This is a genomic window from Pseudomonas sp. RGM2987 (assembly GCF_022952855.1).
Classification (GTDB): domain Bacteria; phylum Pseudomonadota; class Gammaproteobacteria; order Pseudomonadales; family Pseudomonadaceae; genus Aquipseudomonas.
Genome location: NZ_JALJDX010000139.1, coordinates 1 through 23,380, shown reverse-complemented (window position 1 = coordinate 23,380; position 23,380 = coordinate 1). Strand labels below are relative to the sequence as shown.

Genomic DNA, 23,380 nt, shown 5'->3' with positions numbered 1-23,380 from the left:
GTGTATCAGCCAGAAATATTTTGACTGACACACCGCTTTCGCGAGCAAGCCCGCTCCCACATTTGTTCAGGGGTGGGGATTATTCGATAAAAGTGACCACCCCACCCGCCAGCGACTTCACCCGCGCCAGGGACTCGACGCGATAGCCCTGGGCATCCAGTTCCGCGCGGCCGCCCTGGAAGGATTTTTCGATCACGATCCCCAGCCCGGCCACGGTGGCGCCGGCCTGCTTGATGATGGAAATCAATGCCTGGGACGCTTTGCCGTTTGCCAGGAAGTCATCGATGATCAGCACCCGGTCGCTGCTGGTCAGGTGGCGGGGGCTGATGGCGACGGTGCTTTCGGTCTTCTTGGTGAACGAATAGACGGTGGCCGACAGCAGGTTCTCGGTCAGGGTCAGGGACTGCTGCTTGCGGGCGAAGATCACCGGCACGCCCAGGTTCAGGCCGGTCATGATCGCCGGGGCGATGCCCGAGGCTTCGATGGTGACGATCTTGGTGATCCCCGAATCCTTGAACAGCGCGGCGAATTCGTCGCCGATCAGCTTCATCAATTGCGGGTCGATCTGGTGGTTCAGGAACGCGTCGACTTTCAGGACCTGATCGGAAAGCACGATACCAAGGTCGCGGATTTTCTGGTGCAGGGCTTCCATGAAGCCTCCTCTGGTGGCGCCATTGGCGCCTGGGGTCAGTAAAAAAGTAGTCGATTCTAGCGCTTCAACATGGCGCGTATATCAGCCAGTGCACTGTTGCCGCGAACGGCCTTGACCTCGGTCGGGGTGTCGTCGTTGCCTTCCCAGGCCAGGTCGTCCGGCGGCAGTTCGTCGAGGAAGCGGCTCGGGGCGCAGTCGATCACTTCACCGTACTGCTTGCGCTTGGCGGCGAAGGTGAACGCCAGCGTCTGCCGGGCCCGGGTAATGCCTACATAGGCCAGGCGCCGCTCCTCTTCGATGGTGTCGGCCTCGATGCTGGAACGGTGCGGCAGGATTTCCTCTTCCATGCCCATGATGAACACGTAGGGAAACTCCAGGCCTTTGGAGGCGTGCAGGGTCATCATCTGTACGCCTTCTGCGCCGTCTTCCTCTTCCTGCTGGCGTTCGAGCATGTCCCGTAGCACGAGCTTGCCGATGGCGTCCTCGACGGTCATGTCGCCGTCTTCGTCTTTCTCCAGGGTGTTTTTCAACGCCTCGATCAAAAACCAGACGTTGCTCATGCGGTAATCGGCGGCCTTGTCGCTGGAGCTGTTGGTACGCAGCCAGTTCTCGTAGTCAATGTCCATGACCATGCTGCGCAGCGCCGAGATCGGGTCTTCGCCGGCGCATTGCTCGCGGACTTTGTCCATGAAGCGCTTGAAGCGCGCCAGTCGGTCGGTGAAGCGGCTGTCCAGGTGTTCGCCCAGGCCGATCTCGTCGGTTGCGGCGTACATCGAGATCTTGCGTTCGGTGGCGTAGTTGCCGAGCTTTTCCAGGGTTGTCGAACCGATTTCCCGACGTGGGACGTTGATCACCCGCAGGAAGGCGTTGTCGTCGTCCGGGTTCACGATCAGGCGGAAGTAGGCCATCAGGTCCTTCACTTCCTGGCGCCCGAAAAAGCTGTTGCCCCCCGAAAGCCGATACGGGACCTGGTGATGCTGCAACTTCAGCTCGATCAGCTTGGCCTGGTAGTTGCCGCGATAAAGGATCGCAAAGTCGCTGTAGGGTCGGTCAGTGCGCAGGTGCAGGCTGAGGATTTCCATGGCCACGCGCTCGGCCTCGGCGTCTTCGTTGCGGCAGCGGATCACCCGGATTTCGTCGCCGTGGCCCATTTCGCTCCACAGCTGTTTTTCGAATTCGTGGGGGTTGTTGGAAATCAGCACGTTGGCGCAGCGCAGGATCCGGCTGGTGGAGCGGTAGTTCTGCTCCAGCATCACCACTTTGAGCGACGGGTAGTCGTCCTTGAGCAGCATCAGGTTTTCCGGCCGCGCGCCGCGCCAGGCGTAGATCGACTGGTCGTCGTCGCCCACCACGGTGAACTGGTTGCGCTTGCCGATCAAAAGCTTCACCAACAGGTACTGGCTGGCGTTGGTGTCCTGGTATTCGTCCACCAGCAGGTAGCGGACCTTGTTCTGCCATTTTTCGAGAATGTCGGCGTGGTCCTGGAACAGCTTGACCGGCAACAGGATCAGGTCGTCGAAGTCCACCGCGTTGAACGCCTTGAGCGTGCGCTGGTAGTGGGCGTAGACGATGGCGGCGGTCTGTTCCTTGGGGTTACGGGCGTTTTCCAGGGCCTCGGGTGGCAGCACCAGGTCGTTTTTCCAGGCGCCGATCATGTTCTTGATCTCATCCACACCGTCGTCGCCCGAGTACTCCTTCTGCATGATGTCGGTCATCAGGGCCTTGACGTCGGTCTCGTCGAAAATCGAGAAGCCCGGTTTGTAGCCCAGTCGCGCATGTTCCTTGCGAATGATGTTCAGGCCCAGGTTGTGGAAGGTGCAGACCGTCAGGCCACGGCCCTCGCCGGCGCGCAGCAGGCCACCGACCCGCTCTTTCATCTCCCGGGCGGCCTTGTTGGTGAAGGTCATGGCGACGATGTACTGGGCGCGGATCCCGCAGTTCTGGATCAGGTGCGCAATCTTGCGGGTGATCACGCTGGTCTTGCCGGAGCCTGCACCGGCGAGCACCAAAAGAGGGCCGCCGACATAGTTCACGGCTTCTTGCTGCCGGGGATTGAGTCGGGACATGACAGGTTCAGGGAGTCGTTTGCAAAATGGGCCGGCATTTTAACAGGCTTGTGGGGTTGTGCTGCGCTATCCGACTTGTGACGTCCACAGCATTGTCATTTGCCGCTTTTGCGACTTTCACGCAGGATGTGGGGCGAATTTGCGTCTAACGTACGACTTCAAGTGTTTAAAAAAAGCTTGAACCGGCGTGTTTGAGAACCATTGGCGTTGGTCATTGCCCCTCGGCAAGTCATAATGCCCCGCGCCAACCACCTTGCAGAGTCTAGGGAGTCAGCTTGTCAACGCCTGTCGAACCCTTGCGTTTGCTGTTATTGGCCGAAACGCCTGAGTGGGCAGCGGCTCTGCGCGAGTGCCTGGCGCCCTTGGGGCCCTCGTTCGTGTTGATCAGCGCCCCGACCTGGGAATCGGTCAGCAGCCTGTTCGAAGACAATCGCAACGCGATATTGCTGACAATTGCGCCGTTGCAGCCGGCGCCGGGCCGTTGCCGCTTGCCGACTGTCCTCTTGCTGGAGCACGAGCCGGCTACCGCCCCCGACGGCGTCAGCGACTGGCTGGTGCGTGATGTACTCGACAGTGCGACCCTGCGCCGCTGCCTGCGCCATGTGCGCGAGCGCGGCGTGCTGGAAAATACCTTGCAGCGCCTCGCCGAACAGGACCCGTTGACCGGCATCGCCAATCGCCAGGGTTTCCAGACCCTGCTGGCGGCGCGCCTGGCGGAAAACGATGGCCGGGGCCTGGCCCTGGGTCACCTGGACCTGGACAACTTTCGCCACGCCAATGATGCCCTTGGTCATCAGGCTGGCGATCGCCTGATCCTGCAGGTGGTGTCGCGGCTCAAGGGCTCGCTCGAGGCAGGCGACCAATTGGCGCGCCTGGGCAGCGATGAATTCGCCTTGCTGATCGATACCCGCCGTGCGCCGCAGCGGGCCGAATGGATGGCCGAGCGAATCATCGAGGCCATGGCCGAACCCTATTGGGTCGACGGCGAAAGCCTGCTGATCGGTTGCAGCCTGGGCGTGGCCCACGCTCGCGCCCAGGCCGGCCCCGATCCGCTGATGTGGCACGCGCACATCGCCATGCAGCAGGCCAAGAGCACACAAGGCTGTACCTTCCATATCTTCAATGAGCGCATCAACCGCAATGCCCGCAGCCTCGCCGACCTTGAAACCGAGCTGCGCCGGGCATTGCGCCGTGACGAGCTGGAATTGCACTACCAGCCCCGGCTGAGCCTCGACGGCGGTCAGATCGTCGGTCTCGAAGCCCTGGTGCGCTGGCGCCATGGCGAGCGAGGCTTGCTGCCGCCAAGCGAGTTCGTCCCGCTGGCCGAGCAGAGCGGCCTGATCGTGCCGCTGGGCTACTGGGTGATTTCCCGGGCCCTGCGGGACATGCAGGCCCTGCGCGAGCGCGGGCTGGCGCCGTTGCACATGGCGGTCAACCTGTCGTTCCGGCAGTTCCAGGACAGCCAGTTGCTGTCGACCCTGAGCCGGCTGATCGCCGAGCGCGGGGTCGAGGCGCAATGGCTGGAATTCGAACTGACTGAAACCGCCGTGATGCGTCGCAGCGAACTGGTCAAGCAGACCATGGATGCGCTGGGGCGACTGGGCGTGCGCTTCTCCCTGGACGACTTCGGCACCGGTTTCTCCTCGTTCGTGCACCTCAACAGCCTGCCGATTGCCTTGCTCAAGATCGACAAGAGCTTCGTCGGCGGCATGGAGCAACGGGAAGAGAACCGCAAGCTGGTGCACGCCATGATCAACCTGGCCCACAACCTCAACCTGGAAGTGGTGGCCGAAGGCGTGGAGACTCGGGAGCAGTTGGAACTGCTACGCGGATTCGGTTGCGACCAGGTACAGGGCTTCCTGATCAGCAAGCCGTTGCCATTGCCTGAGCTGGTTGAGTATCTGGTGGAGGATGGTGAATCTGCGCAAGGGGGCGTGGTCTGACGCATGCCTCTGTGGGAGCGGGCTTGCTCGCGAATGCGGTGGGTCAGTCGATAAGTCTCTGGCTGACACGCCGTCTTCGCGAGCAAGCCCGCTCCCACAGGGGGTAATCATTCAGCCTGGATGATCTCAAAACCCTGCTGCCCAGACTCGCGCCTGATCATCCGCTTCATCTTCCATTCAAACGCCAGCGTCAGGCTCACGGCGGCGAAGGCCAGCCCCAGGGCCAGGCCCCACCAGACGCCGGTCGGCCCCCAGCCCAGGTGGAACGCCATCCACCACGCCGACGGCGCGCCGATCAGCCAGTAGCAACCCAGGCCGACGAGGAAGGTGGTCTTGGCATCCTTGAGCCCGCGGATACACCCCATGGCGATGGTCTGCGTGCCGTCGAACAGTTCGAACCACGCCGCCACGGCCAGCAGGCTGACCGCCAGGTTGATCACTTCACGGAAAGCCGGATCGTTGTGGTCCAGGAACAGACCGACCAGCTGGTTGGGCAGCAGCCAGAACACCATGGCAAACCCCAGCATCGCCGCCGCGCCAAAGCCGATCCCGACCCGGCCGGCCAGGCGTGCCATCAACAATTGCCCGGCCCCGTAGTGCTGGCCGATGCGCATGGTGATCGCGTAGGACATCCCCGCCGGGACCATGAACGCCACCGAGACGATTTGCAGGGCGATCTGATGCGCGGCCAACGGTGTGCTGCCCATGGTGCCCATGCACAGCGCGGCGAACGCGAACAGCCCGACCTCTACCGCGTACGTGCCGCCAATCGGCAGGCCCAGGCGCCAGAGTTCCTTGAGGTACTGGCGATTGGGCCGCGACAGGCCCGCAAGCAGCGGATAAGCCCGGTAGGCCGGGTGCCGATGGATATGCCAGGCCAGCGCCAGGGCCATGCAATTGGCAACGATGGCCGTGACCAGGCCGATGCCCATCAAACCGAGCTTCGGCAGGCCGAACATGCCGGTGATGAGCGCATAGTTGAGCAGGAAGTTGGCCACGGTGCCGCCGAGGCTGATGACCATGACCGGCGTAGCCCGGCCGATGGCGCTGGTGAATCCGCGCAGGGCCATGAAGCTCAGGTAGCCGGGCAGGGCGAAGGGCAACGCCAGCAGGAACTGCCCGGCGGACAGCACGTTGGTTTCGGTCTGGCCGAACAGCAGCAACACAGGCTTGAGGTTCCACATCAATAACCCGGCCACCAATGCCATCAGCCATGCCAGCCAGAGCCCGGCCTGGGTCAGGCGGGTCGCGCCTTCAACGTCGCCGGCGCCCTGACGGATCGCCACCAGCGTTCCCACGGCGGCGATCACGCCGATGCAGAAAATCGACACAAACGAATAGGTGGCCGCACCAAGCCCACCGCCGGCGAGGGCCTCGGGGCTCAGGCGCGCCATCATCACGGTGTCGGTGAGCACCATCAGCATGTGCGCCAACTGCGAGGCAATCAACGGCCCCGCCAGCCGCAGGATGGCCCAGAGTTCGGTACGCGCCGGATGCCGCATGATCATCACACTCCATGTCTGTACGAGGCAGTAAAGCGTCGATTCTCGGCGCTCGCGACGGTTTGCACAAAAGGATAAAAAAGATCGCTGGCATGATTAAAACTCATGCGGCTGAAGTTTCTGGTAGGGTTCGCCAAGTGCTATAGGAGCTTTCCCGATGCCTCGTCGTTTACCTCCTCTTTATGCGCTGCGGGCATTCGAAGCAGCGGCGCGGTGCAGCTCGTTCACCCGGGCGGCCGAAGAGTTGTCGATTACCCAGAGTGCGGTGAGCCGGCACATTCGTACACTGGAAGAGCACTTCGCCTGCCGCTTGTTTGTTCGCAGCGGGCGCAACCTGCAACTGACCGAGGCGGCGCGCTTGCTGTTGCCGGGCGTGCGTGATGGCTTCATGGCCCTTGAGCGCGCCTGTCATACCTTGCACGGCGAGGATGGCATCTTGCGCATGAAAGCCCCCTCGACCCTGACCATGCGTTGGTTGCTGGCGCGGCTGAGTCGTTTCCGGCATTTGCAGCCTGGCAACGAAGTGCAACTGACCAGCGCCTGGATGGACGTCGATTCGGTGGATTTCAACACCGAACCCTTCGATTGTGCCGTGTTGCTGGGCAACGGGCATTTCCCGGCGGATTGGGAAGCCAGTTTCCTGTTCCCCGAGGAGCTGATTCCGGTGGGTGCGCCGAACCTGTTGAACGACCAGCCCTGGACCGTCGAGCGGCTCGTCAGCGCCGAGCTGTTGCACCCGACGCCGGACCGCCGCGACTGGCGCAGCTGGCTGGAGCGCATGGGCTTGTCTGACCAGGTCTCGCTAAAGGGCGGGCAGGTATTCGATACGCTGGAGCTGGGGATGATCGCGGCGGCGCGCGGCTATGGCGTTTCCATGGGCGACCTGCTGATGGTGGCCGAGGACGTGGCCCAGGGACGCCTGAGCCTGCCGTGGCCGACGGCGGTAGCCAGCGGCGAGCACTATTACCTGGTCTGGCCGAAGACCCGGCCGGGAGGCGAACGTTTGCGCCGGCTCAGTGACTTTCTTCAAGGTGAGGTCAAGGCCATGCAACTGCCAGCCGTGCAACGGCTTGGCTGAATCGTTGCGGGGCTCGTGATAGCCACTTGGTATTATTGCTCCCGGGCCGCTCAAGTATTTGGCTTCGCTGCCGAATCCGTGAACATGGAACCCTCGTTCAGAAAGGGCAAACACATACCTTACCTTGAATAAAATGCCGAGCGTGCGACGTGATCAGGATGATCCGGTGTCTCGGCCAGGAGCCGTCATGTCTCAACCCCGTGCCCGGATCGCCTCACAGCTGGGCCTCGCCCTCGCTGTGATACTGGCGATCGTGATTTCCGGCAGTACCGTCTTCGCCTTGCGTTCGCTGGACGCCGCCAACCTCGCCACCCGTGAGGAGCATCTGGCCAGCGAAGCGCGTCTGATGGCCGACCAGCTCAATACCTTCCACGGCACCTTGCGCGAGAGCACCCAGCGCTTGGCTGGCCTGTTCGAAAAGCGTTTCAGCGCAGGGCTGAGTGTGCATCCGGACCAGCCGGTGGCGGTGGCAGGCGTACAGACCCCAGGCTTGAACCTGGGCGGCGAAGTGCTGAACAACAACTTCAAGGAAGTTGATGAGTTCAAGCAGATGACGGCTGGCACCGCCACGATCTTCGTGCGCAGCGGCGATGACTTCATTCGGGTCAGCACCTCGGTGGCCAAGCAGGATGGTTCACGCGCCATTGGTACGGTGCTGGACCATGCCAGCCCGGCTTATGCCCGTTTGACCAGCGGGCAAAGTTATATCGGCCGCGTCTTGCTGTTCGGCCGCTACTACATGACTCAATACAGCCCGGTGACCGACAGCAGCGGCAAGATCATCGCCGCGCTGTATGTGGGATTCGACTACACCGACGCGCAAAACGCGCAGTTCGAAAACCTCAAGCGCTTCCGTATCGGCAAGACCGGTTCGCTGGCGTTGTTGGATGAGCAGAACAAATGGCTGGTGCCGCCGGCTGGCGTCCAGGCGCTTGATTCGGCGGTCACGACCGTCGTTGGCCTGGTGAAAACGCCCGGCAAGGGCGCGTTCTGGAGCGATACCGCCGAGGACTTCTACAGCGTCGCGGTACCGTTCGAGGGCGGTCCGTGGGCGGTGGTGGCGAGCATGCCCAAGGCCGAGATTCGCGAAGTGACCTGGAGTGTCGGTACTCAACTGGCAATCGGCAGCCTGCTGGCGATGCTGTTGGCGGTCGGCGCCGCCATGTGGCTGCTGCGCAGCAAGCTCGCCCCGTTGGGCGATCTGGTGCGCCAGGCCGAAGCCTTGGGTGCCGGCGACTTGAGCGTGCGCTTGAACGTGTCGAGCCATGACGAAATCGGTCAGTTGTCCCGCGCCTTCAACCAGATGAGCCAGGCCCTGTCGACCATGGTCGAGCATATCCGCAAGGCCTCCCAAGAGGTCAACAGCCGTGCCCAGACCCTGGCCGGGTTGTCCAGCGGTGCGTATGAAGGGATGGAGCAGCAGTCGGGCGAAATCACCAGCATGGCCGGCGCGGTGGAAGAGTTCAGCGCGACCTCGTTGAACATTGCCGACAACATGGGCAACACCGAGCGCCTGGCCCAGGAAAACGCCCAGCAGACGCGGATCGGCCGGACCTCGATGGATGAAGCGTCCTCGTCCCTGGAACAGATTGCTGGCGCCTTGAACAGCACCGCCACGGTCATCAACACCTTGGGCCAGCGTTCCCAGGAAATCGGCGGCATCGTTGGCGTCATCACCTCCATCGCCGAGCAAACCAACCTGCTGGCCCTGAACGCGGCGATCGAAGCCGCCCGTGCCGGTGAGCAGGGCCGTGGGTTTGCGGTCGTCGCGGATGAAGTGCGCAGCCTGGCTTCCCGTACCCGTCAGGCCACGGACGAGATTTCCGGGATGATCAACAGCATCCAGCAGGAAACCGGCAACGCCATCAGTACCATGGAGCAAGGCAACCTGCTGATGCAGGAAGGCCTGTCGCGCAACGCCAACGTGGCCTCGGCCCTGGCGCGCATTGACGAACAGAGCCGCTCGGCCGGCCAGCAATTCGCCGCGATCACCACCGCCACCCAGGAACAAAGCAGCACCGCGACCCTGCTCAGCAGCAACTTGCAGAGCATCGCCCTGGCTAACAGCGAGCAGCGCCAGGTCGTCTCCGACCTGGCGCTGACCGCCAAGGAACTGGAAAAACTGGCCCGGGACCTGCGCCAAGAGGTTGACCGGTTCCGCTGAGCCGGCAGTAGCCGTCGCGCATGGGCTCACCTCCGTCAAGGGGTGAGTCTTTGTGCGGATGAGACGGCGTCATTGTCCATATCTCCTCTGCCTGACCTACCGCTTTCGTCGGATCGCCGCCCGGAGCAAGCCCGCTCCCACAGTGGGTCTGTGTGAACCTCGAACCTGCGAACGCCCGATATCCCTGTGGGAGCGGGCTTGCCCGCGAAGACGTCGGCACAATCGACCTACCCGCCGATTGACCCACCGCCATCGCGAGCAAGCTCGCCTCCACAACTCCCCCGCTTTTAAAATTGGATTTTCTGGAATTTGCCGTTTTTAGGCTTGCTGAAACGTTTCTTCAAGTCTATAAAATCCGCACAACTCCAAGAAAAGGCCATGACCATGACCCCGTTCAAACTCCTCGTGACCCTCGGCGCCCTGGGCGCTGCCTCCCATGCCATGGCCTGGGATTACGTCCTGCTCGACACCGACAAGGCCGCGCAACCGTGGCAAATCACCAGCCAGCAGTTGGGCGTGAAGACCGACAAACCGTTTTCCGTGACGATGCGCACCCTGCACGGTGGCCGGCAGGAAGGCGTCAGCATCGTCGACATCGACAACGGCACCCTCAAGCTTTCCGTGGTCCCGACCCGTGGCATGAATGTGTTGCAGGCCTCGGTCGGCAGCGTGCGCATGGGCTGGGATTCGCCGGTCAAGGAAGTGGTCAATCCGGCCTTCATCGAACTCAACGGCCGCGGTGGCCTGGGCTGGCTCGAAGGGTTCAACGAACTGGTGACGCGTTGTGGCTACGAATGGGTCGGCCATCCCGGCATGGATAATGGCGAGCTGCTGACCCTGCACGGTCGCGCGGCGAATATTCCGGCCAACAAGGTCACCCTGCACATCGATGAAAAGCCGCCCTATGCAATTACCCTGCGGGGCGAGTTGAAGGAGCAGGCATTCAAGAAGGTCGATTTCTCGGTGCAGACCGAATTGGTCACCGAACCCGGCAGCGTGACATTCGCCCTCAACGATACGCTGACCAACAATGGCGATTACCCGAAAGAGTACCAGGCCCTCTACCACAGTAATTTCAGTACGCCGTTTCTGGAGCAGGGCGCTCGTTTCGCCGCACCGGTGAAGCAGGTCTCGCCGTTCAACGACAAGGCCAAGGGCGACCTGGCGGATTGGCAAACCTACCGGGCCCCCACCAAGGATTACGACGAAACGGTCTACAACGTCGTGCCGTATGCCGACGCCAAGGGTGACACGCTGACCGTGCTGCACAACAAAGCCGGTAGCCTCGGCGTGTCGGTGGGCTTCAACACCAGTACGCTGCCGGTGTTCTCTCTGTGGAAAAACACCGATACCCAGGGCCAGGGCTACGTCACCGGGCTGGAGCCAGGCACCAGCTTCTCCTATAACCGCCGTTACCAACGGCCGCTGGGCCTGGTACCTACCATCGGCCCGAAAGAACACAAGCAGTTCCAGATCCACTACAGCCTGCTGGTGGACAAGGGCGCCGTGGATAAGGCACTGTCACGCATCGAGGCCATCCAGAACGGCCAGAAAACCGAAGTGCGCGATACGCCGCTGGTGGACCTGACCAAGCCGTGATGCAGTTCATGGCGTAGCCGGCCGATATTGCAACGCTTCGGCCAGATGCTCGCGGCGGATGCCTGCCGCTTGTTCCAGGTCCGCCAACGTTCGGGCGACCTTGAGCAGGCGGTGGGCGGCACGCAGCGACAGGGTCAGCCGTTCGCAGGCGGTTTCCAGCCAGGTTTCGTCGGTTGTGGATAACGAGCAATGCCGGCGCAGGCCCGGCAGATCCAGGAAGGCATTGGCGCAGCCCTGGCGTCGTTGTTGACGCTCGCGGGCCTCGGCCACCTGTGCGGCCACTGTGGCCGTATCTTCTGCGCAGTCGCCCTTGGGGTTCAGCGCCGTGGCTTCCCTGGCGACGGTCAGGTGCAGGTCAATGCGGTCCAGCAAAGGGCCGGACAACTTGTTGCGGTAGCGTTGCACCATGTCCGGCGTGCAGGAACAACGACCGCTGGGTTCGCCAAGGTATCCACAGGGGCAAGGGTTCATCGCCGCCACCAATTGGAAGCGTGCCGGGAAGCGCACTCGATCACGGGCGCGGGAGACCACGATGTGCCCTGACTCCAGCGGTTCTCTCAAGACTTCCAGGACCTTGCGGTCGAACTCCGGCAGCTCATCGAGAAACAGCACGCCATGATGGGCGAGGGTGATTTCCCCGGGTTGCGGCTTCGACCCGCCGCCCACCAGCGCCGGGCCGGAAGCCGAGTGATGGGGCTGGCGAAACGGCCGCTGCGGCCAATGGCTCAACGGCACGCAACTGGCAACCGACTGAATCGCCGCGACCTCAAGGGCCTCGCTCTCGGCCAGGGGCGGCAGCAGCCCTGGCAGACGACTCGCCAGCAGGGTCTTGCCGATGCCCGGCGGCCCGCTGAATAACAGGTTGTGTGCGCCTGCTGCGGCAATCAGCAAGGCACGCTTGGCCCCGGCCTGGCCTTGCACTTCATTCAGGTCGGGGTAGGGCTTGCTGGCCGAAAGCAGTCCGTTGGAAACAAAAGGCTCGACCGGCGTATGCCCGTTGAAGTGCGCCACGGCTTCGAGCAGATGATCCACGGCGATCACTTTCAGGCCAGACGCCAGGCAGGCTTCCTCGGCATTGGCCCGTGGCACCACCAGCGTGCGTCCGGCCTTGCGAGCCGCCAGAGCCGCCGGCAGTACCCCGCGTACCGGCCGCACCGCACCGGATAACGCCAGTTCTCCAAGGCACTCGACGTCGTCCAGCGTCAGGGTTGGCACCTGTACGCTGGCCGACAGGATGCCCAGGGCAATCGCCAGGTCGAACCGCCCGCCGTCCTTGGGCAGATCGGCTGGCGCCAGGTTCAGCGTGATGCGCCGCGCCGGGAAGCTCAGCCCCGAGTTGATGATCGCACTGCGCACCCGGTCCTTGCTTTCCTTCACTGCGGCCTCCGGCAGGCCAACCATCGTCAGCGATGGCAAGCCGTTGGCCAAGTGGACTTCGACAGTGACGGCAGGGGCCTCCACCCCCACCTGGGCGCGGCTGTGGACAATGGCGAGCGACATGAATCGTTCCTTGATTTATGACTGGGAGCCGCATCCTGCGGCCTATGAAGGTTAGTCGGCGCGGCGCCCGGCGACTCAGCATTTGAAAGAGAAATCTTGGCCGGATGTTGCGGCTGCGGCCGACGATTTTTCTGCTGCCACCGCCCGGAATGAGTTGCCGGGCCTCTGCTAGACTGCTTTTTGTTCCAACAGGCATCGGGCAGTTCAACGGTGTGGTTCAACGGCACAAGGAGGACGCAGCCATGAACGATCTGCTGGCGCTGTTGACCGACAATCGCTTCATGCCCCATGGGCATTGCTATATGTGGCGTCCGGATCTGCTCTGGACCAATGTGATCGCCGATGGCCTGATCACCCTTTCCTACATCACCATTCCCTTTACGCTCATCTACTTCATCCACAAGCGCAAGGATGTCCCGTTCGACTGGATGCTGGCGGCCTTCGGCGTCTTTATCCTGGCCTGCGGGACCAGTCATGTGATGGAGATCCTGACCATCTGGCAACCCTACTACTGGCTGTCGGCGCTGGTTAAGGTGATCACCGCGATTGCCTCGGTGATTACCGCCATTCTGCTGGTCCGGCTGGTGCCTGCGGCGCTGAAGATTCCCAGCCCCCAGCAATTGGCCAGGGTCAACGACGAGTTGCGCGAGGCGCAGGCCGAATTGGTGACCACGGCGCGTCGGGCCGGCATGGCGGAGATCGCCACCAATGTGCTGCACAACGTGGGCAATGTGCTTAACAGCGTCAATGTGTCAGCCCAGGTCCTGTACGACAAAGTCCATACATCCAAGGGGCCGGGAGTGGCCAAGGTCGCTCAACTGATGAAGGAACATCCCGATGACCTCGGGCACTTCATCAGCAGCGATCCGAAAGGCCGCGCACTGCCGGACTACCTCGGCAAGCTGGCCGAAGCCCTGGCCGTCGAGCAGCACAGCATGATCGCCGAGCTGGCGCAGTTGACCCGGCGAATCGACCATATCAAGGAGATCGTTGCCACCCAGCAGTCCTACGCCGGTAACTCCAGCGTGCTGGAGCCAGGCTCGCTACGCGAGTTGGTCGAGGATGTCGTGCGCATCTGCGACGTGGCTCTGGTCCGCCATCACATCACGCTGGTCAAGGAGTTCAGCGAGACGCCGGTCATGTCGCTGGATAAGCACAAGGTGTTGCAGATCCTGGTCAATCTGATCAACAACGCCAAGCAGGCACTGGATGCACGCGACGGGCAGCCATCGCAGATTACCCTGCGCCTGAAGGTCGTTGACGATCAGCGCGTACGGGTCGAGGTCGAGGACAACGGCGAAGGCATTGCCGCGCAGAATCTTCCAAGGCTGTTCGAGCATGGTTTTACCACGCGGGCCGATGGGCACGGCTTTGGCTTGCACAGTTGTATCCTGGCTGCGCACGAGATGGGCGGCGACCTGACTGTGCAGAGCGCCGGCCCGGGCAAGGGCGCGCTGTTTGTCCTGGAGTTGCCGCTCGCCTCCAGCCAAGACCAGCCTCAACGAGCGGCAAGTGGTTGAGCGAGCCCGACTACACCTCCCTCAGCAATTGATCGGCAATCCTAATGCTCAGGGCCGCACCTGTCAGCGTGGGGTTCACGCAGGACGATGACGGCATGACGCTGGTGCCGGCGATGAACAGGTTGGCATGGTCGTGACTGCGGCAGTCACGATCGACCACCGAGTTCTTCGGATCGTCGCCCATGATGGTAGTGCCCATGATGTGCTGGCGGTTCTGGAAGCCGACGTCGGTGCTGACAATGTCGGCGTCCAGCAGATGGGCGAATTGCTTGAGGTCGTCCAGCGCTTTCTCCTTGCCGGCATGCCAGTAGTCCGGAACGCTGTAATAGATTTCCGGAACCGGCAGGCCGATGGCGTCGAAGCGAGTCTTGCTTGGCGTGACGCGGTTTTCCGGCAGCGGCAACGTTTCGAAGTCCACCGCCCAGTTCAAGGAGCGCGCCGACTGCAACCGGATCTGTTCGTCGAGCTTGGAGCCCAGTACGCCCTTGGCGATCAGGTTGGTGGTGATCTGTGAGGTGGGCACCGTGTTCCTGACCTTGATCTTGTAGCTCGGATAGTCCTTGCGAAACGCCCCGTCGCGGCTGTTGAGGTATACCAGCAATTGGGTCGGCCCCTCGCCGGGCCACATGTCTTCCTTGGTCATCACGTTCATGCTGACGCCGGTGTGGTCCATCAGGTTGCGCCCGACCTGATCGGACGAGTTGGCGATGCCGTTGGGGTACTTCTCGGACGTGGACATCAACAACAGCTTCGGTGATTCGATGCCATAGGCCGCCAGTACGAAGGCGCGGGCGGTCAGGCGATGCTGGCTCTTATCCGGACGCATGTACCAGATTGCAGTGATCCTGCCATCGTCGCCGGCTTCGATCCGGTACACCACCGAGTTGTCCAAGACCTTGGCGCCGTGGCGCTCGGCTTCGTCGATGTGCATCGATCCGTCGTACTTGGCCGCAATCGGGCACACCGGATTGCAGTTGTTGTTACCCGCGCACGGTGGGCGTTTGCCATACGGGCGGGTGGCCCGGCCATTGGGTTCGAGGATCGGGTTGTAGCCGCCTTTGCTCAAGAGGGTCGAGAGGCGCTTGAACATGTAGCTCGGCTTCAGGCCTTCCATCGGATAAGGGATCGAGCGCGGCGGATAGGCCCCGCCGCCCTGGCCGCTTTCATCCTGGCCGTCGACGCCAGACACCCCAAGCTCGGTCTCGGCACGGGCATAGAAGGGCTCCAATTCGTCGTAGCTGATCGGCCAGTCGCGCCCGCGCCCGTAAAGGGAATGGAGACGAAAATCGTTGGGCAACATGCGCCATAGCGATGAACCGAAATGCCAGGTGGTGCCGCCGACCACGCGCAGATAAGAGGTGTTGTACTTCACCGGGCCGATTTGTTGCAGGTAGTCGCCGTAGGTGGAGGGCGCATGGGGCAGGCTCGGGTAGGGCGAACCTGCGCCTTGTAGCTTGGCGTTGGCCAACGACAGCTTGACCGGCGCATTGCGGAAGGTCTCGACGATATCGCGGCGGTTCACCCGCGGGCCTGCTTCCAGGACGATCACGGATTTATTGGCCTTGGCCAGGCCGGTGGCGATCAAGCCGCCCATCACGCCGGAGCCGATGACGACCACATCGGCGTCGTAGACAACGCTGCTCATAGTTTGAAGTCCTGGGTATCGGCTGGCTTGGCGCCCCACGAATCGGGGCCGCCACCGTAGGTTGGGATGATGAGAGTGCCGTGGGTCGGTCGATACATCAGCGCTTCGCGGTAGCTGATCAGTTCGCTGTCGGCGAGCTCGCCGACGATGCCCAGGTACCAGGCCGAAATGATGCTGGTCGCGGTCGCCTTCAGCGAAGGATCCGGATTGGCCTGTGCCAGGTATCCATCGACATGCTTGAAGCCTTGCCCATCGATCAGTTGCTTGAGGGCTGCAACGTTGCCGCTGAAATTCGGCGCGCGCCGGCTCAGCGCGCGGTAATAGCGCGCCGCCAGGACCGGATTGACCGGGCGGCTGACCAGAAATTGCGACACGACGAGGAAGTCCTGGTCGCCCTCGGCCATGGCCAGCACCGATTGCCAGGGACCGAGGCCGCCGACCAGGGCGGCCAGGCCCAGGGTGACCGAGCCGCGCAGCAGGCTGCGGCGCGATAACCGGTCGGTGGGCGCAGATGAAACGGGCAGGTGATTGTCAGTCATCGAAGTCTCCATTGCTCAGGCCTCCTGTCGCCGGCGACGTGCCCGGAGCCAATAAAGCGCCAGCAGAACCAGCGCAATCAGGGTCGGTGGACCGAACTGGGCCAGCACGGCGATGGGCGCTTTGGCCCCGCCTGCACGCACCTGCGCCACATCGGCTGCGGTGGCGCTCAGTTCGGCGTTGCCATAGCGCGACAGCACGTAGTTGGTGACATCAGCGATCTGCTGGTCGTCGAGGCGATCGGTGAACAGCGCATCCGGACCGAACCCCGGCATATCGATGGCAACGCCGTCGACCTCCCGGTGCACGCCGTAGACGATGGTCGCGATCAGGTTGTCGCGGTGGCTGGTGGTGGTGTTGTGGAACAGTGAAGGGTATTCCCGGGTGCCCTGGCCATTGGCTTGGTGGCAATTGGCACAAGTGCCGCTGAAGATGTGCCAGCCCGGATTGTCCTGCGGTTTGCCGCCGCGCAGGCTGAGTTCATCGTCTGACGCCTGGCCGAAGGTATGGCGGGCCTGGCGTTCACCATTGGCTACCGCAGGCGTTTGCAGCAAGTAGGCGGCGATGGCCTTGAGGTCGTTTTCGTCGAGGTACTGCAGGCTGTTTTCAACCGCTTCGGCCATCGGTCCGGCGGCTTGTGCCTTGCCCTCGACATGGCCGCTGCGCAGGTAGGCAACCAGCTCGTCACTCGACCAGGCACCAATCCCGCTGGTCTTGTCCGAAGTGATATTCGGGGCGTACCAGGCGCCCAGCGAACCGCCGGAAAGCGCCTTGTCGTTCTTGGCACCCATCAGCAGATTGCGCGGGGTATGGCAGGTGTCGCAGTGACCCAGGGCGTTGACCAGATAGTCGCCGCGATTGACCTGCTCGGACTTGCCTGGGTCCGCCTCGAAGCGTTTCGAGCTATGGAACAGCGCGTTCCAGCCGAGCATCGAGGCGCGGATATTGAAGGGGAAGGCGAGCTCGGTCTTGGGACTGGGCGTGTCCACCGGCGTGACTTCCTGCATGAAGTACTGGTACAGCGCGGCGACGTCGCTGTCAGTCATCTGCGCATAGGAGGTGTACGGCATCGCCGGGTACAGGTGGGTGCCGTCCGGCGTCACGCCGTCACGCACCGCGCGGGCGAAGTCTGCCTGGCTGTAATGGCCGATACCGGCGGTCTTGGAAGGGGTGATGTTGGTCGAGTAGATGACGCCCATCGGCGAGGCGAGTGGGTAACCGCCCGCGAAAGGCTTGCCGCCCGTGGTGCTGTGACAGGCCACGCAGTCGGCAGCCACTGCCAGTCGTTTACCTGGCGAGGCACTGGCGTCGAGCGCCTCGCCATGGGCCGCCAGGCTTATTGTCAAGAGGGCCAGGCACCCTGCAAACCTATGCCTTACGGGCGTTGCCCGGCGCGGGCCGGACAATGGCTGGCCCCTCCTTTGCGGATGCATGTATCACTCCTCACGTTTGGCTTTCGACGCATCCACGTTGTGCAGTTCGTCAAGATATCGGCGTCAGTTATACGATGTCGTATATTGCGATCAATATTTCACATGCTGTAACATTTCTCAATAAATATGGCGAAGAGCCAGTATTTATTTATTTCTGTTGAGAGTGTCTAGAACGGGCGTTTAGGCGGTTATTTAGCTTTTTAGACCTAGGCAAGCCCCACGTATTGAGCAAGATAATGTCCTTCGTGACGTTCGAAGCTTTACTGAGATGTAGGTCAAAATTTGTAGTGTTGTACGACGACTAAGGCAAAAAACCGATCAAGCAACGTGTCGACAGTGTCCTGTCGCCAGGCGAGCCAATCGGCCATGGAATACGTACACAGGCCCTTTACCTGGCGTTACGCGGGCGGGGAAATACATAACGGGGCTGCTCGATCAGCACCCATGAGGACCACCGATGAACTGGCTCAATAACGCAAAACTCTCGACCAAACTGATCACTTCGTTTTTCGTCTGCGCCCTGATTACGCTTGCCGTGGGCATGCTGGGCGTCAGTGGCGTTTCCGCGCTGTCGGCCCGCCTGCAGGCGGTGTTCAACAACAACCTGGTTTCGGTTGCCAATACCTCGCAGACCAAGACCAAGGCAGTCGGCCAGACCCGCGACATGTACCGGCTGTACGTGGCGACGGCAGGCAATGCCCCGCAGAGCATGAAGGATGAGTTTCTCGCGTCGATGAAAGCCAACCAGCTGGCCAGCGAAAAGGCGTTCGCCGATTACCGCAAGGGCAACCTGGCTGAGGACGAGCGCCTGGCCGGTGACCAGATGGCGCGCGACTGGCCGGTCTACCAGGCCATGGTGCAGCAGTACGTGGCGCTGATGGCGGCGGGTGACCTGGAGAACGGTCGCACGCTGCTGTTGGGGGACTTGCAGCAGACCTATCGCAAGGTGATGGATCAGTTGACCATCATGATCGATTCCAACGATCGCCAGATCAGTGAGGACGCCAAGGCCGCCACGCTCCAGGAGGCGACGGCCAAGACGGTGTTGTACAGCGGCATTGCCATCGCCTTTGTTGCGGCGCTGCTGCTGGGCATGTTCATCAGCCGCCTGATCAGCCGACCGATTGCCGTGGCGGTCGACTGCGCCCAACGCATTGCCCAGGGTGACCTGACCCAGCACATCACCAGCACCAGCCGCGATGAGGCCGGTCAATTGCTCAAGGCCCTGGGCGATATGCAAGCCAGCCTGAAGACCACTATCCAGCAGATTGCCAGCGCTTCGGAACAGTTGGCTTCCGCCGCCGAGGAGCTCACCGCGGTCACTGACGATGGCAGTCGTGCCCTGATCCGGCAGAACGACGAGATCCAACAGGCGGCCACGGCTGTGACCGAGATGACCTCGGCAGTGGAGGAGGTGGCCCGCAATGCCGTTTCCACCTCCCAGGCCTCCCAAGCGACCAGTTCGCAGGCCAGCAATGGACGCGATCAGGCCCGTAATGCGGTGCAGGCGATCAACAATGCAACCCGGGAAATTACCTCATCCACCGGATTGGTCAGTGATCTGGCCGTGCAGGTCCGGGATATCGGTAAGGTGCTGGATGTGATCCGCGGGATCGCCGAGCAAACCAACCTGCTGGCGCTCAACGCGGCGATCGAAGCTGCGCGGGCCGGGGAGCAGGGGCGCGGCTTTGCCGTGGTGGCTGATGAGGTTCGCGCCCTGGCGGCGCGTACCCAGGCGTCCACCGGTGAAATCGAAAGCATGATCCATGCGGTCCAGAATCGCGCCGACGGCGCGGTCGATGCCATGGGCAAGAGTCAGGCACTGGTCACCGAGACCCAGAGCCTGGCTCAGGCCACCGGCGAGGCACTGGAGCAGATAGCTGACGGTATTTCGCAGATCAACGACCGCAACCTGGTGATCGCCACTGCGTCCGAGGAACAAGCCCATGTGGCCCGTGAGGTGGATCGCAACCTGGTGAATATCCAGGATCTCTCGACCCAGACCGCGGCGGGGGCGAACCAGACCAATGCGTCGAGCCAGGAGTTGTCCAACCTGGCGCTGTCTTTCAATACCTTGGTCGGCCGCTTCCGCCTCTGACGCCTGGGAGTGATTACGCCTGGGCCAGTACCAGGCGTATCCCGAGCCTGCTTATTCCTGGGTTGGAGCCAATCGCGCTTCCAGCTCCGCGACCTTCGCCTCCAGGCTTTCCAGGCGCGCCCGGGTCCGGGCCAGCACGACCATCTGACTGTCGAATTCTTCCCGGCTGACCAGGTCCAGCTTGCTGAAGCCGCTTTGCAGCAGGGCCTTGAACTGACTTTCGATTTCGTTCCTGGGCAGCGGGGTGTCGCCGCTCAGAAGGCGGGAGGCATGGCCGCTCAGGGCATCGAGGAGATCTTTGGGGGCAAGCATGTCAGGTGTCCTGGAAAACGATGGCGGGCAGTGTATCACGCAGTGTCTATAGTCATTTCCAAGCAAGGACTGCACGCTTTTCGCGCACGGCGCCGGGCATCGTCGCACTGTTGTTGTGCGTATCGCTGCCAATCGCACCGCCGCGCAAGCGAGCGTAATGGTTAACCCCCTGAAATCAGGGGAGTTGCGCACAGATGGCAAGGTTTCTGCTTAGAGGCTGATGACCCATGCACTGATGCAGTCGTTGTGACGAATGCAGTGCAGCAGACGAAGCGGGGAGCTTCGTCAGGAACGGTTGACTGGCGCCTGTCGGGCAACTTGGGCCGACGACGCGTTACAAAGCCAGGCACTGCGCTTAGACTTGAGTCGGGTTTGTTTTCCTGGGGCAAGTCCACCAATTCGGGAGAAAGTTTCATGAAGCTAGTCACTGCCATCATCAAGCCGTTCAAGTTGGACGACGTGCGCGAGTCGTTGTCCGAGATCGGCGTGCAGGGCATTACCGTTACTGAGGTCAAAGGCTTCGGTCGGCAGAAAGGCCACACCGAGCTGTATCGCGGTGCGGAATACGTGGTCGATTTCCTGCCCAAGGTGAAGATCGATGTCGCCATTGACGACAAGGACCTGGACCGGGTGATCGAAGCAATCACCAAGGCCGCCAACACCGGCAAGATCGGTGACGGGAAAATCTTTGTGGTCAATCTGGAACAGGCTATTCGCATCCGTACCGGCGAAACCGATACCGACGCCATCTAAGCCGCCAAACCCAACGCCCCAGGAGAAAACAATATGACTCTGCGTAAATTCGCAGGGCTAGGAGCCCTGTTGTCCTTCGTAATGCCTGGCCTGGCCATGGCAGAAGAAGCGGCAGCCCCTGTCCTCAATTCCGGCGACACCGCCTGGATGCTGACTGCCACCATTCTTGTACTGTTCATGACCATTCCGGGCCTGGCGCTGTTCTACGGCGGCATGGTGCGTTCGAAAAACCTTCTTTCCGTGATGATGCAATGCTTTGCCATTACCGGTCTGATCAGCGTCCTGTGGGTCATCTATGGCTACAGCATCGCGTTCGACACCACGGGCATGGAGCAGGGCGTCGTCAACTTCAATTCCTTCGTCGGCGGCCTGGGCAAAGCGTTCCTGGCGGGCGTCACGCCGGCCAGCATTACCGGGCCGACTGCACTGTTCCCTGAAGCGGTGTTCATCACTTTCCAGATGACTTTCGCGATCATCACCCCGGCGCTGATCGTCGGTGCGTTTGCCGAGCGGATGAAGTTCTCCGCCATGCTGGTGTTCATGGGCGTGTGGTTCACCCTGGTCTATGCGCCGATCGCGCACATGGTCTGGTCCGGTAACGGCGGCCTGTTGTGGGACTGGGGCGTACTGGACTTCGCCGGCGGCACCGTGGTGCACATCAACGCCGGTATCGCGGGCCTGGTGGCGTGCCTGGTGCTGGGCAAGCGCAAAGGCTTCCCGACCACGCCGATGGCCCCGCATAACCTGGGTTACACCCTGATGGGCGCGGCCATGCTGTGGGTCGGCTGGTTCGGTTTCAACGCCGGTTCCGCCGTGGCTGCAAACGGCACCGCCGGCATGGCGATGCTGGTGACCCAGATCGCCACCGCTGCGGCGGCGCTGGGCTGGATGTTTGCCGAGTGGATCACCCACGGCAAGCCAAGCGCACTGGGCATTGCCTCGGGCGTGGTGGCCGGCCTGGTGGCGATCACCCCGGCCGCTGGCACCGTGGGCCCGATGGGCGCCCTGGTCATCGGCCTGGCCGCAGGCGTGGTGTGCTTCTTCTGCGCCACCACCCTCAAGCGCAAGCTCGGTTATGACGACTCCCTGGATGCCTTCGGCGTGCATGGCATCGGCGGTATCCTCGGCGCAATCCTGACCGGTGTGTTCGCTGCACCGGCCCTGGGTGGCTTCGGCACCGTGACCGACATCGGCGCGCAAGTGTGGATTCAGGTCAAGGGTGTCGGGTTCACGGTGATCTACACCGCGATCGTCACCTTCATCATCCTCAAGGTGCTGGACGCTGTGATGGGTCTGCGTGTCACCGAGGAAGAAGAAGCGGTGGGCCTGGACCTGGCCCAACACAACGAGCGCGGCTACAACCTGTAAGCACGCGCACTGAAAAAATGCCCGGCCTCGCCGGGCATTTTTTTGCCTGGGATTTGTCATTGCTCACATGACTTGCCGGTTTTCCCGACGTCCTTTGTCATGTAAGCGACATGGTTTTTCTACCGCCAAAGGCTTACATCGAAGGAGGAATATTAGGCTCTTTGTTTTTTTCCTGAGCGCGCTAGAATGCGCGCCGAGCGTGCGGAGATCTGTATGTGGCAACAGACGCTGATCACCCTGCGGGCAAGGCCCCGGGGCTTTCACCTGGTGACGGACGAACTGCTCGCCGGCCTGCCTGAACTCAAGGCATGTCGTGTCGGTCTGTTGCATCTGTGGCTGCAGCATACCTCGGCCTCGTTGACCATCAACGAGAACGCCGATCCGGCGGTGCGTCGAGACTTCGAACGATTTTTCAATCGGCTGATCCCACAAGGAACCGCCGACTATGAGCACAACGACGAAGGCCTGGACGACCTCCCGGCGCACTTCAAGGCCAGCGTGCTCGGCTGCCAGCTCAGCCTTCCGGTCACGGCGGGACGGTTGGCATTGGGGACCTGGCAAGGTGTTTATCTGGGCGAGCACCGTGATCATGGCGGTGCTCGTAAAGTCCTCGCCACCTTGTACGGTGAAGGGGCATAACTGCCGGTTGCCGGCGGATGTTGAATTTTTTCTGGCAGCCTTCGAACAGATGGCGAAGCTGGGCTATAACTAATCTGCTTTTTGCAAGTCATGGGGTAGGACATGAGCGACGATGATCTGGAAAACGACGACCTCGAAGTAGGCGACGAAGACGAGGCCGAAGAGGGCCTTGAAGCAGCAGCTGAAGACGTTGCCGACGACGATGGGGCCGACGTTCCGGTCCCAACCGCCAAAGGCAAGGCCAAGGCGGCGGTGTCGGTCGACGAATTGCCGAGCGTAGAGGCCAAGAACAAAGAGCGCGATGCGCTTGCCAAGGCCATGGAGGAATTCCTGGCCAGGGGCGGAAAGGTGCAGGAAGTGGAGGCCAACGTGGTCGCCGATCCGCCCAAGAAGCCCGACAACAAGTACGGCAGCCGCCCTATCTGAGTTTCTGCTTCTTGCTTGCTGAAAAAGCCCGCCGTCGCTGCGGGCTTTTTCATGGGTTGAATAAAACTTCCTGCCCACACCCGAGCCCTGTGTGGGAGCGGGCTTGCTCGCGAAGGCGTTTCCACATTCAGCAGGTGAGTTGCTG

At 62.0% G+C, this 23,380-nt stretch carries 18 protein-coding genes; 10 read left to right on the top strand and 8 right to left on the bottom strand.

The features are described 5' to 3' along the window. Positions 1-79: 79 nt before the first annotated feature. On the bottom strand, positions 80-652 hold the full coding sequence (locus RGM2987_RS04755) for a xanthine phosphoribosyltransferase (RefSeq protein ID WP_245138947.1): 573 nt from the start codon (positions 650-652) through the stop codon (positions 80-82). A 56-nt stretch (positions 653-708) separates the two neighbouring features. Then, the gene (gene rep / locus RGM2987_RS04750; protein WP_245138946.1) at positions 709-2,718 is read right to left on the bottom strand and encodes a DNA helicase Rep; all 2,010 of its coding nucleotides are present in this window, start codon (positions 2,716-2,718) and stop codon (positions 709-711) included. A 275-nt stretch (positions 2,719-2,993) separates the two neighbouring features. Here rep and RGM2987_RS04745 point away from each other — a divergent pair, with 275 nt between their 5' ends. Continuing rightward, a complete protein-coding gene (locus RGM2987_RS04745; protein ID WP_245138945.1) occupies positions 2,994-4,661 on the top strand; it encodes a bifunctional diguanylate cyclase/phosphodiesterase in 1,668 nt (555 codons plus the stop codon). 107 nt (positions 4,662-4,768) lie between these two features. On the opposite strand, the gene RGM2987_RS04740 is transcribed toward RGM2987_RS04745, so the two are convergent. Continuing rightward, on the bottom strand, positions 4,769-6,163 hold the full coding sequence (locus RGM2987_RS04740; protein WP_245138949.1) for a NorM family multidrug efflux MATE transporter: 1,395 nt from the start codon (positions 6,161-6,163) through the stop codon (positions 4,769-4,771). Positions 6,164-6,320: 157 nt separating this feature from the next. On the opposite strand from RGM2987_RS04740, the gene RGM2987_RS04735 reads away from it, so the two are divergent. The 3 genes from RGM2987_RS04735 to RGM2987_RS04725 all read left to right on the top strand — a co-directional run bounded on the left by RGM2987_RS04735 (position 6,321) and on the right by RGM2987_RS04725 (position 11,004). Further along, entirely contained in the window at positions 6,321-7,241 is a 921-nt protein-coding gene (locus RGM2987_RS04735) for a LysR substrate-binding domain-containing protein (RefSeq protein ID WP_245138944.1), read from the top strand. 187 nt (positions 7,242-7,428) lie between these two features. Beyond that, positions 7,429-9,405 carry a methyl-accepting chemotaxis protein gene (locus RGM2987_RS04730; RefSeq protein ID WP_245138943.1) on the top strand — a complete coding sequence of 659 codons (1,977 nt, stop codon included), beginning with the start codon at positions 7,429-7,431 and terminating at the stop codon, positions 9,403-9,405. A gap of 384 nt (positions 9,406-9,789) precedes the next feature. Then, on the top strand, positions 9,790-11,004 hold the full coding sequence (locus tag RGM2987_RS04725) for an aldose 1-epimerase family protein (RefSeq protein WP_245138948.1): 1,215 nt from the start codon (positions 9,790-9,792) through the stop codon (positions 11,002-11,004). Positions 11,005-11,010: 6 nt separating this feature from the next. Here the strand turns inward: RGM2987_RS04725 and RGM2987_RS04720 are convergent, their stop codons facing one another. Then, positions 11,011-12,504, bottom strand: coding sequence for a YifB family Mg chelatase-like AAA ATPase (locus RGM2987_RS04720; protein WP_245138942.1), 1,494 nt, complete (start codon positions 12,502-12,504; stop codon positions 11,011-11,013). A 242-nt stretch (positions 12,505-12,746) separates the two neighbouring features. Between RGM2987_RS04720 and RGM2987_RS04715 the strand changes: the two genes are divergently transcribed. Then, positions 12,747-14,024: a HAMP domain-containing sensor histidine kinase gene (locus tag RGM2987_RS04715; protein WP_245138941.1), complete on the top strand. Its 1,278-nt coding sequence runs from the start codon at positions 12,747-12,749 to the stop codon at positions 14,022-14,024. Positions 14,025-14,034: 10 nt separating this feature from the next. On the opposite strand, the gene RGM2987_RS04710 is transcribed toward RGM2987_RS04715, so the two are convergent. From RGM2987_RS04710 to RGM2987_RS04700, 3 genes are read right to left on the bottom strand one after another with little or no spacing between them, the layout of a single operon-like run. Continuing rightward, on the bottom strand, positions 14,035-15,669 hold the full coding sequence (locus tag RGM2987_RS04710) for a GMC family oxidoreductase (protein ID WP_245138940.1): 1,635 nt from the start codon (positions 15,667-15,669) through the stop codon (positions 14,035-14,037). Beyond that, positions 15,666-16,208, bottom strand: a complete 543-nt coding sequence (locus tag RGM2987_RS04705; protein ID WP_245138939.1) for a sorbitol dehydrogenase family protein — start codon at positions 16,206-16,208, stop codon at positions 15,666-15,668. Before RGM2987_RS04705 ends, RGM2987_RS04710 begins: the two co-directional genes overlap by 4 nt. Before the next feature lie 15 nt (positions 16,209-16,223). Continuing rightward, positions 16,224-17,552: a cytochrome c gene (locus RGM2987_RS04700; RefSeq protein ID WP_245138938.1), complete on the bottom strand. Its 1,329-nt coding sequence runs from the start codon at positions 17,550-17,552 to the stop codon at positions 16,224-16,226. Positions 17,553-18,096: 544 nt separating this feature from the next. Between RGM2987_RS04700 and RGM2987_RS04695 the strand changes: the two genes are divergently transcribed. Then, positions 18,097-19,737 carry a methyl-accepting chemotaxis protein gene (locus RGM2987_RS04695; protein ID WP_245138937.1) on the top strand — a complete coding sequence of 547 codons (1,641 nt, stop codon included), beginning with the start codon at positions 18,097-18,099 and terminating at the stop codon, positions 19,735-19,737. A gap of 51 nt (positions 19,738-19,788) precedes the next feature. Here RGM2987_RS04695 and RGM2987_RS04690 read toward each other — a convergent pair whose 3' ends face one another. After that, complete coding sequence (locus RGM2987_RS04690; protein ID WP_245138936.1) at positions 19,789-20,049, bottom strand: accessory factor UbiK family protein; 261 nt, start codon at positions 20,047-20,049, stop codon at positions 19,789-19,791. Between the two features lie 414 nt (positions 20,050-20,463). On the opposite strand from RGM2987_RS04690, the gene glnK reads away from it, so the two are divergent. The 4 genes from glnK (at position 20,464) to sutA (ending at position 23,235) form a co-directional block, all read left to right on the top strand. Next, complete coding sequence (glnK, locus tag RGM2987_RS04685) at positions 20,464-20,802, top strand: P-II family nitrogen regulator (protein WP_002555808.1); 339 nt, start codon at positions 20,464-20,466, stop codon at positions 20,800-20,802. A gap of 33 nt (positions 20,803-20,835) precedes the next feature. Beyond that, a complete protein-coding gene (locus RGM2987_RS04680; protein ID WP_245138935.1) occupies positions 20,836-22,170 on the top strand; it encodes an ammonium transporter in 1,335 nt (444 codons plus the stop codon). A 213-nt stretch (positions 22,171-22,383) separates the two neighbouring features. Beyond that, entirely contained in the window at positions 22,384-22,809 is a 426-nt protein-coding gene (locus RGM2987_RS04675) for a secondary thiamine-phosphate synthase enzyme YjbQ (protein WP_245138934.1), read from the top strand. A 102-nt stretch (positions 22,810-22,911) separates the two neighbouring features. Next, positions 22,912-23,235 (top strand): transcriptional regulator SutA, encoded by a 324-nt coding sequence (gene sutA / locus RGM2987_RS04670; RefSeq protein WP_007941277.1) that lies wholly within the window; start codon positions 22,912-22,914, stop codon positions 23,233-23,235. Positions 23,236-23,380: the final 145 nt, after the last annotated feature.